The following is a 13,154-nucleotide window of genomic DNA, read 5'->3' on the forward strand; positions in this document are numbered from 1 at the left end:
TTTTATAATGCTTACGCGAACGTTAGTTCTGTCTAAGGGGTTTTATTTGTAGAAGGACAAGCTAGAGTTTAACAGAATGTGGAAGTTCACGTAAAACGGAGGGGATGTTTGTATGTATCCTGAAGTCATTAGAAAAATGGCGTTTTCGAAAGAGCATAAAGATTTGTTATTAAAGTTATATAATAAAGAAATTACACGGCGTGAATATGATCACCTTGTGCAATTATTGTATCGCCCTACAAAAGAGGCTAATTAACGTGTGTAAAGGATAGAAAAGTGAGAGACAATCTAAAGGATTGTCTTTTTAATGTTTTCGTATGCTCTACTAAGATTACGGTTAGTCTTATTATAGAGGTGAGAAAAAGTGCGGAAACGTTTGTATATATGGATTGCGTTAACTTTATTTATGGTTTTAGGTGGAATTGTTTTTTGGACTGCACTACAAGGAAATCGAACAGAATATTTTATTATGAGACATATGATGAACGAGAATGGGACGCTCGCAACATATCGCATAGCTGATTCAAAGGTAGGAACGAACGAGGCTACCGGCCGTGAAGCATTATCAGAATCATCAGGGCTATGGCTACAATATACGCTTGATATGGACGATCAATCATTGTTTGATGAACAAGTAAAGGTGATCCAAAATTATTTTATACATCCAGTCCATATTGTGTTATGGAAGATTTCTGAAACAGGAGAAAGACAGGTTGGTACGAATGCTCTCATTGATGATCTCCGCATCATCGAACAGCTATATCGTGCTTATGACATGTATAAAGAAGAGCGGTATAAGCATCTTGCGGATCAAGTGAGTGATGCTGTACTACGTTATAATAAGAAAAAGAAAATCTATGTTGACTATTATGACGCAGATAAGGGGATGCAAAATAACATATTAACGACATCTTACATAAATCCAAGTGCATTCTCTTATATGAAAAAGTACGGAAAAATTTCAGAAACGCAGTATCAGGAAGCTATTCAATTTTTAGCGGATTATCCAAGACGTGGCTGGGCATTCCCGAAAGAATACAAAGAGGATGGTGCATTTACATATGAAGACCGGGTGAATCTCATTGATCAATCGTATGTTGCCTACCATCGTAGTTTAGGCGGAATTTCCTCCGAAGCATATTTAGAGTTTATTAAAAAGGTATTCCGCAAAGATGGAAAGTTATACGGTCGCTATGATTTAGAAACAGGAAAACCAGTAGTAGATTTTGAATCACCAGCAGCATATGGGCTAACGATTTTATATGTATTACAAGTAGGAGATAAAAAATTTGCCCAAGAATTGTATGAGCGCATGAGTGAATTTCGGAATGACAATGTATTCAGCAGGTTTTATGGTGGATATGTGATTGGGAAAGAGAACAACACGCATATTTTTGATAATGTGTTGCCGCTATTAGCTGAGACGGAATTGAAAATGGATAAGAAGTAAAATGAAACTTTAATCAGTGGAGAGCTTTATTCCCCACTGATTATGACCCTTCACCAATCGGGATATTACTGCCGGTTACTGCGGGATAAAAATGTCACTGAAAAGTGGCATTTTTATTTTGGAGATTTTTTAAGTACGTGGTGATGAAATGCTCGAGAAATAGTGAATAACGAATTGACGGAACTTCTGAGCTGTCGATGATAAGTAACAAATATAGCAGTATTAAGTAAGAGTGGAGAATTCCTTCCAATGTCTCATTCTCTCAGAGGGCTTCAGGATGTTATATCTCTAGGAGATTGGTCGCAATTACAAATGCAAATTTTAATTTTATTATGTTATTTAGTTGATGCTGGTGGAATTGCTTGGATTACAAGTCACATACAGCATAAAGAAACTTCTGCAGAGCAGGTTTCTTCCTAAAAAGAAGCTGTCCAAAAAATCTTTTTGGACAGCTTCTTTTACTTTTTACTTCTTAATAATGGCAGTAAAGGCAGGAGCGTTGGCCATTTTAATACAGGCGTGGGAGAAGGTCCTGTAATCCATGTATGGAATGGAATCGTGCTACATATAACCATTGTGATGATAGAGAATGTTGCTGTTAGAAGAAATAGTAATAGACTATATAGAATTGTATTTGCCTGTATTGTAAATAGAGATAGTAATTTCGTAATTAGCTGTAAAAAGAAAAAGTGTGCTAAATAGGCTCCGTACGTGTAGTTTCCGATAAAGCGTAATGTTTTATATAAAGCACCTCGCCGCTGTACAATCATGATAGATAGTACGTATAGTATTAAAATTTCACATACAATGTACAGAAACATGGATGGCTTTAAATAGGTAGATACAGTAAGGTGAATGGAATCTACACCATAAAAGCTAAATAGTTCATAGTTGATGAATAAGAATAGAATAAAAAATAAGATTGTTATAAGTGGTATGTGTTTCATTACAAATAAGCGCCAAGCTTGAAGTGCTACAGCAGCGATTCCTCCTATGACAAAGTAAAATGAATAGAAGAAGAAGGAACGATCTGTATAATGCAAAACAGTTGATTGAGTTAGCACTTCACCGTTAAAAATATAGTGAGAAGAATAACACATTAAGAGAAAATAAATGCTAGCGAAAGCGGCCATGTATCGGTATATATCTTGCTGATTTTGTGTTCTTTTTTTAAACCAATAAAATAAGGTGCATAATAAGGGAAACAGCAAATGGATTTGGAACATCATAATGACATACCAAAGATGAGGCGCAGCTGTTCCGAGCAATAGGCTCTTTATCCCGCTTTGCACTGTAACGACTTGGTTTGTTGTCAATAAGTAAACGACGGACCAGAAGAAGTAAGGAGCAAGTAAGTGTGCTGTTTTTTCATAGATGTATTCTGTATAGACCATTTGTTTTGTGTATTGCCGAATTAAATGGAACCCGACAATGAAGATGAATGCAGGTGCTGAAAATTTTGCGAGATTAAATAGCATTCCCATAATGAGAGATTGTTCTAGTAGAATATGTCCTTGATTCATTGTATATAGTAAGGAACTTTGCAAAACAACAGCAAGGAACGCAATGCTTTGCAAAACTTTAAACTCTGGGGCGCTGTGTGTCATAGTTTCCATCTCCTTTTCCATACATGATTATAGTACGAAGGAGAGGAAAGGGCTATGGAAACTTTGTGAAAGTTATAACAAATTTGTGGGTGTAGCCTGAGTAAAGTGTAGATATAAAACAAACTGATAAAATAAATAAAGAAGCTAGAGTAAATATCTAGCTATTTTTTATTTTAAAAGAATGATAAGAACTATTGTATTACTTTATTTTTAATCCAGTTCTTTCCTTCAACAAGACGAGCTGTCATTACGGCACAAGCGTTATCGCCTGTTACGTTTAACATCGTTGCTGGTGGGTCAATGATTGTACTAATAGCTGCGATAATTGGTAGAGCTTCTGGTGGAAAACCGTATAGAGAAACGATTAACATTTCACCAATCATACCGCCGCCAGGAATAGCACCCATTACTGTTCCAACTAATAGAGAAACAACAAGAGCGATTGCTAATATTTTCAACCTTATCAGGTCTTGTTAATTCTAGTACAACACCTTGTGCTGGCGGGAATACTTTCACAACAATAATCATAAAAATTGCAGCAATAATACTCGTAAATAAGAAAGTCCCAGCCATGCTAGACATAATTTTTCCGAAACGTTTTAACCCATCCATATTGGCAATAGATGAGGCAATGCTAAAGAACACGAGAGGTACGACAATCGTAAAACATTAAGTTTAAGAAAATGTCACCAAGCGGTTTTAAAGCAACTGCATCGGTACCCATGAAATAACCAATGAAACCACCAATTAGGATGGAAGATAATAAAATAAGTGGAAAGCGATAAGCCTTCATCATATATCTCCTCCTATCTAATGTAAAAAATCATACTGAATTATTATAGTGATTTGTGAGGCAGTTTACTAGGAAAATACAGATAGCTGGAATAGAGTGAAAACGGAGAAATTTTTGTTTTTATGCTCGTCATATGGAAACCAATATAGACATATACATTGGTAACCTAGTAGTGGATATGAAGAGAAATGTGGATAGGATTCCAGCTGATTAAAAGTAAGGAGGGAGTTTAATGAACATTTTACTTTGCTGTGCAGCAGGAATGTCTACTAGTTTGCTTGTAACGAAAATGGAGAAAGCGGCACAGGCAAAAGGGTTAGAAGTGAAAATTTGGGCTGTATCGGGTTCGGAAATACGGAATCATATTGATGAAGCGGATGTGCTCTTGCTTGGACCTCAAGTGCGTTATTTATTACCGAAGATGAAGGAAATGTGTGAAGAAAAAGGGATACCTGTTGATATTATTCACTCTGTACATTATGGGCTTTGTAACGGAGAAGCCGTATTAGAGGCAGCGTTGTCAATGAGAGCATAAGGAGAGTGGAGTAGATGGTCCGGTTTTTAGAGAAATATGTTATGCCAGTAGCAGGGAGAATTGCGCAGCAGCGGCATTTACAAGCAATTCGTGATGGGATTATTTTAACGATGCCTTTCTTAATTATCGGTTCATTTTTTCTTATTATCAGCGCTTTGCCAATACCTGGATATAACGATTTTATGGAAAGTTTATTTGGAGGGAATTGGCAGAAGGCGTTAGGGTATCCAGTTAGCGCAACATTTAATATAATGTCTTTAATGGCTACTTTTGGAATCGCTTACAGACTGGGAGAACAATATAAAGTAGATGCATTAGCAGCAGGAGCATTGTCACTTGTATCCTTTTTACTAGCAACTCCATTTCAAGTGACACATATTATACCTAGTACGAAGGAGAGTGTAGTAGTAGATGGGGCTATACCTGCTGCATTGATGGGGAGTCAAGGGCTATTCGTGGCGATGATTATAGCACTTATATCTACCGAAATTTACAGGTTTATTATCCAGAAGAAGATGATTATTAAAATGCCGGAAACGGTTCCACCAGCTGTAACACGTTCATTTACTGCACTCATTCCAGGTTTTATCGTTGTGACGGTTGTTTGGATTCTGCGCTTAATTTTGGAGCAAACCACTTTTGGTAGTATTCATAATATTGTAGGGCAGCTTCTGCAAGCTCCGCTTAGTGCACTTGGAGCAAGTCTTTTTGGCGCGGTGGCAGCGGTTATTGTTGTTCATGTGCTTTGGGCATGTGGGATTCACGGGGCCGCAATTGTAGGCGGTGTTATGAGCCCGGTTTGGTTATCATTAATGGATCAAAATCGTATTGCTTTTCAGGCAGGGCAAGATGTCCCAAACACGATAACAGCACAATTCTTTGATTTGTGGATCTACACAGGTGGATCTGGTGCAACGCTTGCACTTGTTGTAGCGATGTTATTATTTGCACGGAGTCAGCAATTAAAAAGTTTGGGTCGGCTATCAATCGCACCAGGCATTTTTAATATTAATGAAATGGTCACGTTTGGAATGCCAATTGTACTGAATCCACTTTTGCTCATTCCATTTATACTTGTTCCTGTCGTTATGACATTTGTTTCTTATTTTGCAATGGAATGGGGACTTGTTGCTCGGCCAAGCGGTGCGGCAGTACCATGGACTACACCAATTCTTTTTAGTGGATATTTAGGGTCGGGTGGGGAAATTTCAGGAGTTGTCTTGCAAATTGTTAACTTTATACTTGCATTTTTGATTTATTTACCGTTCTTGAAAATATGGGATAAACAAAAAGTAGCCGAAGAAAAAGGGGGATTAGGCAATTAAGATGGATATATTAGAGACACAAGCCTTTCATCTAATTTTACATGGAGGGAATGCGAGAAGTTGTGCGATGGAAGCCATTGATTATGCAAAGCGCGGAGAATTTCAAGAAGCGGAGGCGAAATTGCAGGAGGCCTTACAAGAACTACAAGAGGCACATCGTTTACAAACGGATTTAATACAGAGGGAAGCTGGGGGGGAAAAGACAGAGATTACACTGCTCATGGTTCATGCGCAAGATCATTTAATGAATGCGATTACGGTGAAGGAATTAGCAAGTGAATTTGTAGAGTTATATAAGAAAATGTTAGCGAAAGAATGAGGCCTTGCGTATGCAAGGTTTTTTTATGTTTGAAAAAGAGTCAGTTATGACGTAAAGAATACCACTTATGTACCAATCTATTTCTTTTTTTGAAATATATGTAACAATAAGGGCGTAAGGGAGGTGGAAGGCAGTGAAAATTCACCTTGAATTAAATCCATCACAAGATGAGATAGAGATTATTGTCAAAGCAAAAGAAGTGACAGATGAAGTTCAGAAACTTTTAAAGAGGATAGAAGGGGGGAATGTGAAGCAAATTGTTGGAGTATTGAAGCAACAATATTATTTGTTAGAGCCAAAAGATATTTATTGGTTTTATACAGAGGATCGAAAGGTAATGGCTCAAACGACGAAAGGAATTCTTGAAGTGAAATCCCGTTTGTATGAATTAGAAACAAAATTACAGGGTGATCGCTTTGTACGATTTTCAAAGTCTACAATCGCTAATTTACAGCATGTAACAAGTTTTGAAATGTCTTTTAGCGGCAGTATGTGTGCACACTTTTCAAATGGAATGAAAGAGTACGTTTCAAGAAAATATGTACCACTTATTAAGGAAGCTCTAAATATGGGAGGAGGCTAGAATAATATGGTTACATTATTTGATAGAATAGGCGCCAAAGTGATTGCAGGAATGGCGATGGCAATGGTATATAGCATGTTGTTTTTAGGAATTGGTTATGCAAATGGAATGGATGTATTAGAGACAAAGACATTGCTTACTCACCTTGTCACAGCAAATATTGTGGGGTTGATTTTCTCATTTGCTTCATTTGTATTTGAGAAAGAAGAATGGGGCATTTTAAAGCAAACAATCATCCACCTTATCATTTTATTAGGCACATTTTTACCGACTGCAATTTGGGTTGGTTGGGTTCCAAATCATCTCGTTCCGCTTCTCATTTGCACAGGTAGCTTCATCGTTATTTACTTCATTATATGGTGTGCGATGACAATGTATTGGAAGAAGAAAATTGAGGGATTGAATAATAGCTTGAAATAAAGGAATCGAAATGAAGTAGGCCATTTAGTGAAAATCATATTGTTTTGGTGGAGCTCAATGATAAATCGAGAGTCGGTTTAATCACATTTAGTCTTGTATGAATCATAACAGTACCATCAGTGAATCCACTGATGGTACTGTTATGACTGAAAGTCCTCGCTTTTCATAGTTGATATATATGAGTTCTTTCCTCTTAATTTATCCTTTTGTATATTGAAAAATATAATTCCCATAAATTTTTTCTTATTACAGAGAAAATGAATGTTTTTTATAAAAATATTTTATTTTATGTTTTAAGCACAACTAGACACTAATCTATTTTCATACAGATATGTGTTGCAAGCGTGTTGTTTTATAACACACTATCAGTATTTTGGGTAACACACTTTTTGAAAGCGGTAACACACAATAAAAACATAGGGAAAAACGTTAATTTTAGGCGGTTTAAAAAGTTGGCACGGAAGTTGCATTAATAAAAGGCGTAAAGAAAAACAAATAAACAAAAATAGTTTACATGCATAGGGGGACTTATTAATGAATATTTTACTTTGTTGTTCAGCAGGAATGTCTACAAGTTTACTAGTTACAAAAATGGAAGCAGCTGCAAAGGCTCGCGGGTTAGAGGGAAAGATTTGGGCTGTATCTGGGGATGCAGTGAAAAATAACATTGATGAAGCAGATGTATTATTACTAGGGCCACAAGTTCGTTATATGCTGTCTTCAATGAAAGCGCTTGCCGATGATAAAAACGTTGGAATCGACGTTATTAATCCAATGCATTACGGCATGATGAATGGAGAGGCGGTTTTAGATCACGCATTAACACTAAAAAAATAATTAGGGGGGAAAGAAAATGCAAAAGTTTATTGCATTTATGGAGAAATATGTTGTTCCAGTCGCTGGTAAAATCGGGTCACAACGTCATTTAGCTGCAATTCGTGATGGATTTATTGCTGTTATGCCACTTATCTTAGTTGGTGCCCTGGCATCACTGATTAATGGTTTTCCATCTGAAGCCTTCCAAAATTTCATGAAAGGTACATTCGGAGAAGTTTGGAAAGACGTTGGCGGAGGAATGTGGACTGGTTCTTTCGCAATTTTAGCATTAATTATAGCGTTTACAACAAGTTATAATTTAGCAAAATCTTACGGTGTTGATGGATTGTCAGCAGGTATTATTTCATTTGGTGCGTTAATTATTCTTACGCCAACAACACCGAAAGAGGGCGGATTGAACTTAGCTTGGACGGGGGCACAAGGCTTATTCGTAGCAATCATCGTGGCACTTCTTGTTACTGAAGCATTCCGTTTCTTTGTACAAAGAGAGATTACTTTCAAAATGCCAGACGGAGTACCACCAGCAGTTTTAAGATCATTTGCAGCATTAGTTCCGGCGTTTGTTATTTTAACAGTAGTTGCAGGTATTCAATTAGCAGTGAAATTAGCAGGCACAAGTGTTCATGAATTTATCTTTAATACAATTCAATTACCATTACAAGGTTTAGCAGGTACATTACCAAGTGCGATTGTCATTGTACTTCTTGTTCACCTTCTTTGGTTCTTTGGTTTACATGGTCCAAACATTGTTGGGGGTATCATCGAGCCATTATACTTACCAGCATTAGAAAAAAATATCAAGTTATTCCAAGATGGCACATCTTCATTTGATGTTCCAAACATTATTACAAAACCGTTCTTTGATACTTTCGTATATCTTGGAGGTTCTGGTGCAACATTAGCATTCTTAGTTGTTGTATTAATTGTAGCGAAAAGCGCGCAAATGCGAGGTGTATCAAGGCTATCAATTGGACCAGGTGCATTCAATATTAACGAACCAGTAATTTTTGGTACACCAATTATTTTAAACCCAATTTTATTCGTTCCGTTTATTGTGACACCAATCGTATTAGTAATTACTTCTTATACAGCTATATCTCTTGGATTGGTGCCAAAAACAGTTGCGATGATTCCATGGGCAACACCACCAATCATTAGTGGTTACCTTGTAACAGGCGGACACATTTCCGGTACAATTCTACAGTTATTCAACTTTGTAATCGCGATGGTGATTTACTATCCATTCGTTGTATTATGTGACCGTTCTATCATTCGCACTGAAAAAACTACAGCACAAGGAAACGATCAATCTGTACCTATGTAATACATGATTGTTCTCACGGGTGAAACGAGCTCGTGAGAACAATAACTTTATATCTTGTTCAGAAAGATGGCACACATCTAGAAGAACACCAAAGCCAATTTAAGAAAATAATATTTTCATAGACACGTTCAAACTGAAGGGGTATTTTAATCGGTTGAACTATATAGAGAGGGCGGTATTTAGGATGACTACAGCAGAACAAATCCCATTCCAATTAATTTTACACAGCGGTAACGCAAGAAGCTATGCGATGGAAGCACTGCAATATGCAAAACAGGGGAAATTAGGGGAAGCAGATGAAGCGATGGTAAAAGCGAAAGAAGCGATTAATGAAGCACATCATTTCCAAACAGAACTCATACAATCAGAAGCAAGAGGAGAAAAAACAGAGATTAGTGTTCTTTTAATTCATGCACAAGATCATTTAATGAATTCAATGACTGTGAAAGAATTAGCAGCGGAATTTATCGACCTTTATAAAAAGCTTGATGCGAAAGGGGAATAAGATATGAGCGGAATTAAAATTGCTACAATCGGTGGTGGCTCTAGTTATACACCGGAGTTAATTGAAGGGTTTATTAAGCGTTATGATGAGCTTCCTGTTCGTGAAATTTGGTTAGTAGATATTGAAGCGGGAAAAGAGAAGTTAGAAATCGTTGGTAACTTAGCAAAACGTATGGTGAAAAAAGCAGGTTTACCAATTGATATTCACTTAACACTTGATCGCCGCGCGGCATTAAAAGATGCTGATTTTGTAACAACGCAGCTTCGCGTTGGTTTATTAGAGGCGCGCGCGAAAGATGAAGCAATTCCATTAAAATATGATGTGATTGGTCAGGAAACGAATGGTCCTGGTGGTTTATTCAAAGCATTGAGAACGATTCCTGTTATTTTGGATATTTGTAAAGACATGGAAGAGCTTTGTCCGAATGCTTGGCTGATTAACTTTGCAAATCCAGCTGGTATGGTAACAGAGGCTGTACTTCGTTATACAAGCATCAAAAAAGTAGTTGGATTATGTAACGTTCCAATTGGTATTTGTATGGGACTTGCAAAGATTCTTGAAGTAGATGCGAGCCGTGTTCATGTTGACTTTGCTGGTTTAAATCACATGGTCTACGGATTAGATGTGTATTTAGATGGAGTAAGTGTGATGGACCGAGTGCTAGAACTTGTAACAGATCCAGAAAAGCAAATTACGATGGAAAACATCGCTGCACTTGATTGGGAGCCAGATTTCATTCGCGGACTTCGTGCAATTCCATGTCCATATCATCGCTACTACTATAAAACACGTGAAATGTTAGAAGAAGAAAAACAAGCTTCTATTGAAAAAGGGACACGTGCAGAAGTGGTGAAACAATTAGAAGATGACTTATTCGAGTTATATAAAGACCCGAATTTAGATATTAAGCCACCGCAATTAGAAAAGCGCGGAGGAGCGTACTACAGTGATGCAGCATGTAGTTTAATTACGTCTATTTATAATAATAAAGGTGATATCCAACCTGTTAATACAAGAAACAATGGTGCAATTGCAAGCTTGCCACATGATTCTGCTGTTGAAGTAAACTGTATCATTACGAAGGATGGTCCAAAGCCGATTGCAGTAGGTGATTTACCGGTTCCTGTTCGCGGTTTAGTTCAGCAAATTAAATCATTTGAGCGCACGTCAATTGAAGCTGCTGTTACAGGGGATTATCATAAAGCGCTGCTTGCTATGACAATTAATCCACTTGTACCATCAGATAAAGTAGCAAAACAAATTTTAGATGAAATGTTGGAAGCACATAAAGAATATCTTCCGCAGTTCTTCAAAAAAGTAGAAAAGTAAAAAGCGGCGCTGACTCAGCCCGCTTTTTTTCATTTTACAGGAGGGAAAAATCTATGATTCGATTAATTGTAAATGCAGATGAACTACAGATTTTAACGGAAAGTGTTTTACCAGAAGGGATAGAGCTTGTGAAATTTTAATATAAAAAACTTTCCTTTTAGGAGGGAGAGGGAATCCGCTCATGGATAGAAGCGGTCAGTGCCTCATGCTAAGTGGAAACCTCTTTTCGTTTTCATAGCCGCGACTTATATGCTTGAAAATCAAAGGGAAGTTATATAGTAAAAAAGACGATTTAGTAAGACCGTCTTTTTGTATGTTTAGATAATAGAAAGAATATAGCCACTAAAAGCACCAAGAACAACAACGATCCATGGTGGTGCTTTCCAAAATGCTAATAGACAAAATAGGAGAGAAGCAATAACAAAATCAGTTTTACTCATGATTGTGCTTGTCCAAATAGGGTCATAAAAAGCAGCTAGTAAAATACCGACGACGGCGGCATTAATGCCAAGGAGCGCCCCTTGTACATAAGACAAGCGTCTCACTTGATCCCAAAATGGCAATACACCAATGACAAGTAAGAATGCCGGGAGAAAGATAGCGATTGTCGCAATAGTAGCTCCTAGTGCCCCGTCTAGTACCGTTCCTATGTAAGATGCAAATGTAAAAAGAGGACCTGGAACCGCTTGGGTTAAGCCGTATCCTGCTAGAAACTGTTCTTTTGTCATCATGCCATTTAATACAAACTCATTTTCAAGAAGGGGAAGAACGACATGTCCTCCGCCAAACACGAGTGAGCCAGAGCGATAGAAACTATCAAACATGGCAATCCAGTGCGAAAATGGTCGTAATAGTGGTAACAAGAATAATAAACTAAAGAATAGTAAGAGACAAAGGGCAGCTGTTATACGTGAAACAGGAATATGTGTTTTGCTAGCAGATGGAATTTCATGCTTACGATATAAGAGCCAACCGAGAAGACCAGCAAGTAGAATAAGCGTAACTTGTGTCCAAGCGCTTGGAAATAATAACGCAATTGCAGCAGTAATAATTGCAATTGTTGCTCGGTTACGGTCCGGTGTTAATTTCTGTGCCATTCCCCATATTGCATGTGCGACAATCGCTACTGCTACAAGTTTTAATCCATGAATCCAGCCAGCTTCCACCACATGAAATTGCTGGATTAGTGAAGCGGAAAAAACAAGAAAGAGAACTGACGGGAGTGTAAAGCCAATCCAAGCGACTACAGCTCCAAGGAGCCCGCCTCGTGATAAACCGGTGCCAATTCCAACTTGGCTGCTTGCAGGACCGGGTAGGAATTGACAGAGTGCCACTAAATCCCCATAGCTCCGCTCATCCATCCATTTTCGTTTTTGTACATATTCATGATGAAAGTACCCAAGATGAGCCACGGGTCCTCCGAAAGAAGTAAGGCCTAACTTGAGTGATACGAGAAATATTTCTATTAATGTTTTCAAAAAGAACCTCCTGAAGAAATTTCAAATTTACGTGCATTATACAGGAAGCAGTGTGGTGTGAGGAATGATTGTTATGTAATTTTTTTGTAAATATTTCTTGAGTAGAATAGCCATTATGAAAAAGCATTTCTGAAAGAGTCATAATTGATCGTGTCCCAGCAATAAATTAGTTAAAGAGATATCAGCATGAGTTTGAAATTTATATAAGGAGAATGTTGCTAGTATGACAAAACATTTTGTTGCTAAGCTGAAAGGTGATAATGAACTACCTCCTGTAAAAACGAAAGCTTATGGGGTCGCGGAGCTTATTTTTAATAGTGATTTTACGAAACTACATTATAGGATCATATTGAAAAATATTGAGAAGGTAACATCTTGTCAAATTCATTTAGGGAAAGGAAATCAGACCGGGCCAGTAGTTGTGTTTTTATATGGACCTGTGAAGCATGGAATTAGCGTAAATGAAGGAACGATAACGGGTGTGGTGTTCACTGAAGATTTAGAAGGACCTTTGCAAGGGAAGACGTTTGAAAATCTTGTGCAGGCAATTGATGAAGCGAATGCATATGTAAATGTTCATACAAAAGCACATGCAAGGGGAGAAATTCGTGGGAAGGTAAAAGAATATAGCAGGTCCATGAGCCGGTAA

Annotated in this window: 14 protein-coding genes and 2 pseudogenes; 13 read left to right on the forward strand and 3 right to left on the reverse strand. The window is 37.6% G+C overall.

The window, feature by feature from the left end:
* Positions 1-112 precede the first annotated feature (112 nt).
* The 3 genes and pseudogenes from MHH45_RS17985 to MHH45_RS17995 all read left to right on the forward strand — a co-directional run.
* Complete coding sequence (locus tag MHH45_RS17985) at positions 113-256, forward strand: hypothetical protein (protein ID WP_003205090.1); 144 nt, start codon at positions 113-115, stop codon at positions 254-256.
* A gap of 108 nt (positions 257-364) precedes the next feature.
* The gene (locus tag MHH45_RS17990) at positions 365-1,450 is read left to right on the forward strand and encodes a glycosyl hydrolase family 8 (protein ID WP_139350032.1); all 1,086 of its coding nucleotides are present in this window, start codon (positions 365-367) and stop codon (positions 1,448-1,450) included.
* Positions 1,451-1,660: 210 nt separating this feature from the next.
* Positions 1,661-1,870: pseudogene (locus MHH45_RS17995) on the forward strand (YhgE/Pip domain-containing protein); the annotation flags it as partial.
* Positions 1,871-1,908: 38 nt separating this feature from the next.
* On the opposite strand, the gene MHH45_RS18000 reads toward MHH45_RS17995, so the two are convergent.
* Both MHH45_RS18000 and MHH45_RS18005 read right to left on the reverse strand, forming a co-directional pair.
* The gene (locus MHH45_RS18000) at positions 1,909-3,078 is read right to left on the reverse strand and encodes an acyltransferase family protein (RefSeq protein WP_140385961.1); all 1,170 of its coding nucleotides are present in this window, start codon (positions 3,076-3,078) and stop codon (positions 1,909-1,911) included.
* 170 nt (positions 3,079-3,248) lie between these two features.
* Positions 3,249-3,850 (reverse strand): annotated as a pseudogene (locus tag MHH45_RS18005) (cation:dicarboxylate symporter family transporter).
* Between the two features lie 232 nt (positions 3,851-4,082).
* On the opposite strand from MHH45_RS18005, the gene MHH45_RS18010 reads away from it, so the two are divergent.
* The 9 genes from MHH45_RS18010 (at position 4,083) to celF (ending at position 11,027) form a co-directional block, all read left to right on the forward strand.
* The gene (locus tag MHH45_RS18010; RefSeq protein WP_003202011.1) at positions 4,083-4,385 is read left to right on the forward strand and encodes a PTS sugar transporter subunit IIB; all 303 of its coding nucleotides are present in this window, start codon (positions 4,083-4,085) and stop codon (positions 4,383-4,385) included.
* Positions 4,386-4,399: 14 nt separating this feature from the next.
* Entirely contained in the window at positions 4,400-5,710 is a 1,311-nt protein-coding gene (gene celB / locus MHH45_RS18015; RefSeq protein ID WP_077294671.1) for a PTS cellobiose transporter subunit IIC, read from the forward strand.
* A 1-nt stretch (position 5,711) separates the two neighbouring features.
* Entirely contained in the window at positions 5,712-6,029 is a 318-nt protein-coding gene (locus MHH45_RS18020; protein WP_016112563.1) for a PTS lactose/cellobiose transporter subunit IIA, read from the forward strand.
* Positions 6,030-6,162: 133 nt separating this feature from the next.
* Complete coding sequence (locus MHH45_RS18025) at positions 6,163-6,612, forward strand: LytTR family DNA-binding domain-containing protein (RefSeq protein ID WP_016112562.1); 450 nt, start codon at positions 6,163-6,165, stop codon at positions 6,610-6,612.
* Between the two features lie 6 nt (positions 6,613-6,618).
* The gene (locus MHH45_RS18030) at positions 6,619-7,032 is read left to right on the forward strand and encodes a DUF3021 domain-containing protein (RefSeq protein ID WP_016112561.1); all 414 of its coding nucleotides are present in this window, start codon (positions 6,619-6,621) and stop codon (positions 7,030-7,032) included.
* Positions 7,033-7,566: 534 nt separating this feature from the next.
* Positions 7,567-7,869: a PTS sugar transporter subunit IIB gene (locus tag MHH45_RS18035; RefSeq protein WP_077294668.1), complete on the forward strand. Its 303-nt coding sequence runs from the start codon at positions 7,567-7,569 to the stop codon at positions 7,867-7,869.
* Between the two features lie 16 nt (positions 7,870-7,885).
* Positions 7,886-9,193, forward strand: coding sequence for a PTS cellobiose transporter subunit IIC (gene celB, locus MHH45_RS18040; RefSeq protein ID WP_077294665.1), 1,308 nt, complete (start codon positions 7,886-7,888; stop codon positions 9,191-9,193).
* Positions 9,194-9,377: 184 nt separating this feature from the next.
* Complete coding sequence (locus MHH45_RS18045) at positions 9,378-9,698, forward strand: PTS lactose/cellobiose transporter subunit IIA (RefSeq protein ID WP_077294663.1); 321 nt, start codon at positions 9,378-9,380, stop codon at positions 9,696-9,698.
* A gap of 3 nt (positions 9,699-9,701) precedes the next feature.
* Positions 9,702-11,027: a 6-phospho-beta-glucosidase gene (gene celF, locus MHH45_RS18050; protein WP_077294661.1), complete on the forward strand. Its 1,326-nt coding sequence runs from the start codon at positions 9,702-9,704 to the stop codon at positions 11,025-11,027.
* A 317-nt stretch (positions 11,028-11,344) separates the two neighbouring features.
* Here the strand turns inward: celF and MHH45_RS18055 are convergent, their stop codons facing one another.
* On the reverse strand, positions 11,345-12,505 hold the full coding sequence (locus MHH45_RS18055; RefSeq protein WP_077294659.1) for a chromate transporter: 1,161 nt from the start codon (positions 12,503-12,505) through the stop codon (positions 11,345-11,347).
* Between the two features lie 223 nt (positions 12,506-12,728).
* On the opposite strand from MHH45_RS18055, the gene MHH45_RS18060 reads away from it, so the two are divergent.
* Entirely contained in the window at positions 12,729-13,154 is a 426-nt protein-coding gene (locus tag MHH45_RS18060) for a CHRD domain-containing protein (protein ID WP_077294656.1), read from the forward strand.

The sequence above is a fragment of the Bacillus sp. FSL K6-0042 genome, assembly GCF_038006685.1.
Classification (GTDB): domain Bacteria; phylum Bacillota; class Bacilli; order Bacillales; family Bacillaceae_G; genus Bacillus_A; species Bacillus_A pseudomycoides.